We start from the raw sequence: 4,250 nt of genomic DNA, 5'->3' as shown, positions 1-4,250 counted from the left end.
TGATTAATTTGACTTCCAAGAAATTTTCTTGGGCCGTCACTAAGCACATCTCCGATTCCTTCAATCTTCCCGAAAGTCTTGCAGGCTTTCGTTTTTACTCTCGATTCTTCGTTTTGACCATCGTTTCGAGGGTGAGACCAATTATAGAATTTTCTGGAATAAAAACAAGGGGTTAGCGTAAAAAAAATCAACTTTTTTTCACTTTTTTTGAGAAAAATCTTTTCCATCCATCAAAACTACAAGATATTGACATTCTATTAACTTTTTTTCGAATCGCACAAGAATAAAAACGTGCAGACTATATCTTTTTATATATTAACATACAACGTATTCATTAAAAATATGAAAAAACAAGTAATTCTATCCCTTTTTCTGGCAGCAATCATCCTTTCTAGTTGTTCGCTATTTCAAGCCAAATTTAATGAGAATATCAAACGCGACGATTTAGCTCCTGCCGTTGCCGATTCATTGGAGCTTTTCACAAACGATGCCTATAAAATGAATCCGCAATATACAAACGATTTAATTGTAGCCCTCATTCGCCAAAACACGCTCAACGTAAAGACCGCCAAGGAATACATAAAAATACTCATCAACATCTTAAGCATCAGGAACCATAATCATATTGACGAAAAATGGATTTTAAGTCACTTAGATTCCAAACAGCAAAAGGATTATCATCGAGAATTTCCGGCGGGGCTTCCGACCCAACAAGGTATCGATGACATTGTTCAAAGTCATCCCCTTTTTCAGGACACTATTACTTGCAAGGCCGAAGAAGTCGATGCGCATTGGGCGTATTTTTCAGCAACAGGCGACACAAAAGTTATTGAGAAAATGAAAAAATCATATTACGTACCAGGCATTACCTGTTGCTTCAGTTGTCTTGAATGGTCTCTTCCAAGCAGGGCTACGCAGAATAAGGACGTTTATGACAAGCTCATTGAAATTCGCGATAGGAATTGCGCTACAGCAGAAGATCCACAATATTGTATTGATTATTACAACAATCGATTCATTCCTCCAATCAGTGATTGTCAATGGCGAAATCTTGCATTTTAAATAAAGGAGAAATATGAACAAACTACTATCTATCGGTTTCATTTCAGCCACGCTCATCATCAGTGGATGTGCGAGTTCAAATTCACATACCCAATTAAAAAAATATTTCCTGACCGGGTTCCATTATGTCTATACTGATATTCCGGAACCTCTTGAAATGGACTTGTCGTACTTGAGAAATGAATTCGCATACGAAAGACCTCTTTACTCTTCAGAAAAAAACTTTGCACAATTCGATTTTGCAAAAGACAACATCGCCATTAGAATTAAAACTTTGCCATCATCGTTTATCGTCACTGAAGGAAATTTCCAACCTCCGCAAAACGAAAGCGATTCTACACTCATAGATTATATCATCAATTATTCATTCAGCCGTAGGTTTCCAGGTGAAGAACGCAAAAATACGACATACAAACAAGAGAAAAATTACGGCTATGCCTGTATAATTCCCAAAAATTCTTCCATACTCAACTGCGAAGCTATTACGGTTACGCCTAAAAGAAGCATCGTAGCCATAGAATTCAACAGCAACAGAGAATCAGAAAGCAAAGTCATAGATTGGTTAATTGAGGCGATTGAAGGCGTAAAGCCCGTTGGCAATTAAATAGAAATTTCGAAATTTAGGCAAAAAAAAGAAGTCCGTCTCCAACAAAGACGGACTTTCTTGCTATTCAGCAAATTTAAGCGCAACTAAGCACCAAAAACGATGAGAGCACAGCTCAGCATCAAAAGAAGGATACCCCATACGGTTTCGACGATGGGACTATATTTCTTAATTTCAACATCTTTGTTTTCCATAGCAGTATCCTCTTTTTAACCCCGAGACGAACTGTTACGTCCGCCTACATTTTTAAACTACAAATAGTTTTGAACACAAATGATTACTTTTTGGATATTTTTATGGATTTTTTATCAATGTGGTAAGTTGGAATATTCAAGAATGGACAGCTAAAAGCTAGCGTTTTTCATTTGACTTATACAAAATAATTCGATTTCCGCTATATCCAAGGGTATTCAATCCTTTGATTATTGGAGCAATATCTTTCATTAAGACATCTTTTTCAAAAAGTATTTTCATCTGACTTTCTAGTAAGTCCTGAGCACATTTTATTTCTTTTGGAGGATTCTTTTGATTAAACGTTTCTTCTCTAGAACGGACTTCCGCTAAAAATTTCCACAAATCTTCTAGATTATTAAAGGAATGATAGTCATAACCATGAAATGAACTATTCTCTTTCAAAACATCTTCATTTAAGCTAACAACATAAGTAATGTCATCTTTTGATCGATAAAACGTCAACATCATATCCAAAGCTTTATAATCTTTAAAACATTCTATTTCAGATTCTCTGTGATCATTCTTGGCACTCAAAATTTCATTAAGTAACAGCTTGGAGCGATGACGCCCATACTTATACCTTAAAAAAGGCACATGTCAATGAACAAAAAAAGTACAATAACAAGGACTAGAACTTGTAGGTAATTTCACGTTATAAACATCTTTGTAATTTTCGCCAATCACATAATTAATTGTCGAATAACCAACAAAACCCATTGTAGCGGTGATTTTATAAAAGTCATCGAAAGAAAGATTTTCATCGACATGTAACTTTGCAACACCAAATTCATCAACCGGTTGGTTGTTTTTTAAAGCTTCCTCTTCTTCGTTTTTTCTTTTCTTTTTTAGCTCACTTTCAAGAGGCACAATCAAGAGCTCTTGATTAGCAGAAATATCAATGGCTGTCTTACCGAGAACCGTTCCGTTCAACGAATATTCATCGACATTCACGTCCACGACAGGTTCGTCTGGTTTCGGAGTCATGAATTCCTTCTTCTCCTCGTTGCAAGCCGCGAGAAGGATGAGGGAGAGGAATAACAAAAAAGCTCTAGAAAAATTGAACATCCTAAAACCCACCATCAGTAAAAAGCATTCGATAGCCTAAATTGGCCATAATTTTTATCAAAGGTTCAACCCTATTCAAAGTCATAACCTTATCCACTGAATCTCTCACAAAAATATTTATCCAATCATAATCTTTTTTACTTTGCAAATTTTCATTTTTCCGAACGGTTTCAAGAACATTCAATAAATCAGCCTCATTTTTCAAATCATACACTTTGGGCAAAATCGAATCAGTCTCATAAAAAACAACTCGGTACTTAGAATCCGAATTTTTTACAGGGAAAAGAACGGACAAATTCATATAGTTTTGAGTACACTTTAATTTTGAGGACCTATATGTAGTATCATTCATTAATTTTTGATTCGAAAAATAATCACTATTACCAAATTCAAGAACAGAGATAAGTTCTTTCTTTTCAAAAAGAGTCACAAAACAAAAATTCGCCCACTCGTCTTTCCACTCAACATTCCGTAGTTTTTCTCGAATGTCATAGATATAAACATTACTAGAATTTGAGCCTATCGTGTAACGAATAGGCTGCATACTATTATGGACAGCTGTTCTCAGAATCTTGTCAAACACACTATAATAAACATCTTCACTGAAACGAATTCGGAGTTTTACGTTATTTTCTCTCATTTTTTTGAATTCATCATCAAGTGGAGCAATTAAAATATCATCAATCTGAAAAATATCTTCTAGCGTATTGCCAATGACTTTTCCATTTAACGCAAAATTTTCGGAATTGACTTCTAGTACTATTTCACTCGATTTAAAGGGGCTGGAATCTTTTTCCTCGTTGCAAGCGGCAAGGAGGAAAAGTGTGATGAACAGAAATAAAAGTTTGTTCGGAAACATGTGCTAAAAGTACAAAAAAGCTATGAACAAAATAGCGCAAAAGATGAACAAGTCCGGGGTGACAGCGTGAGGGCTGCGCAAGGGGATTCCCGGTCGGTGCCGGGAATGACAGGCGCGGCGGTGCCGCGGGATTCGCGGGGGATATAAACGCGCGGCGGGTAAAAAAAAGAAAAAGCCCCGCTCGCCGTGTTTCGGCAAGGGCCGTGAGCGACAAGCGGCGTGTACTAACACGCCGTGGCCGCGAGAGCGAGGCGAAGACGGAGTCCCGTCCTGCAATAGAGCCGAGCGGTATAAACAAGAAAGGGCCCCCCGAGCGTTTGCTCAGGGGGCCCGTGAATCCAGCGGCGACCTACTCTCCCGGGCCCGGGGGCCAGGTACCATCGGCGATCTGAGGCTTAACTTCCGTGTTCGGGATGGGAACGGGTG

The 4,250-nt window shown here is 37.8% G+C and carries 6 protein-coding genes and 1 rRNA gene; 2 read left to right on the top strand and 5 right to left on the bottom strand.

Annotation, left to right across the window (positions count from 1 at the left end; translation table 11 throughout):
- The coding region (locus BUA34_RS16030) for a hypothetical protein (RefSeq protein WP_217650193.1) at positions 1-227 on the bottom strand (227 nt) is incomplete at its 3' end.
- A 115-nt stretch (positions 228-342) separates the two neighbouring features.
- On the opposite strand from BUA34_RS16030, the gene BUA34_RS15535 reads away from it, so the two are divergent.
- Together BUA34_RS15535 and BUA34_RS15530 are read left to right on the top strand one after the other, a co-directional pair.
- Positions 343-1,062: a hypothetical protein gene (locus BUA34_RS15535; protein ID WP_072831185.1), complete on the top strand. Its 720-nt coding sequence runs from the start codon at positions 343-345 to the stop codon at positions 1,060-1,062.
- A 13-nt stretch (positions 1,063-1,075) separates the two neighbouring features.
- The gene (locus BUA34_RS15530; RefSeq protein ID WP_072831183.1) at positions 1,076-1,666 is read left to right on the top strand and encodes a hypothetical protein; all 591 of its coding nucleotides are present in this window, start codon (positions 1,076-1,078) and stop codon (positions 1,664-1,666) included.
- Positions 1,667-2,017: 351 nt separating this feature from the next.
- Here the strand turns inward: BUA34_RS15530 and BUA34_RS15525 are convergent, their stop codons facing one another.
- The 4 genes from BUA34_RS15525 to rrf form a co-directional block, all read right to left on the bottom strand.
- Positions 2,018-2,434: a hypothetical protein gene (locus BUA34_RS15525; RefSeq protein ID WP_072831181.1), complete on the bottom strand. Its 417-nt coding sequence runs from the start codon at positions 2,432-2,434 to the stop codon at positions 2,018-2,020.
- A 63-nt stretch (positions 2,435-2,497) separates the two neighbouring features.
- Positions 2,498-2,884 carry a hypothetical protein gene (locus BUA34_RS15520; RefSeq protein ID WP_139255968.1) on the bottom strand — a complete coding sequence of 129 codons (387 nt, stop codon included), beginning with the start codon at positions 2,882-2,884 and terminating at the stop codon, positions 2,498-2,500.
- Between the two features lie 82 nt (positions 2,885-2,966).
- Entirely contained in the window at positions 2,967-3,824 is an 858-nt protein-coding gene (locus BUA34_RS15515) for a hypothetical protein (RefSeq protein WP_072831177.1), read from the bottom strand.
- A gap of 336 nt (positions 3,825-4,160) precedes the next feature.
- Positions 4,161-4,250: ribosomal RNA gene (gene rrf / locus BUA34_RS15510) — 5S ribosomal RNA — on the bottom strand; the annotation flags it as partial.

This window comes from Fibrobacter sp. UWB12, from assembly GCF_900142485.1.
Classification (GTDB): domain Bacteria; phylum Fibrobacterota; class Fibrobacteria; order Fibrobacterales; family Fibrobacteraceae; genus Fibrobacter.
Note: the sequence above shows the minus strand (reverse complement) of the source record. Positions and strands in the feature narration are given on the sequence as shown.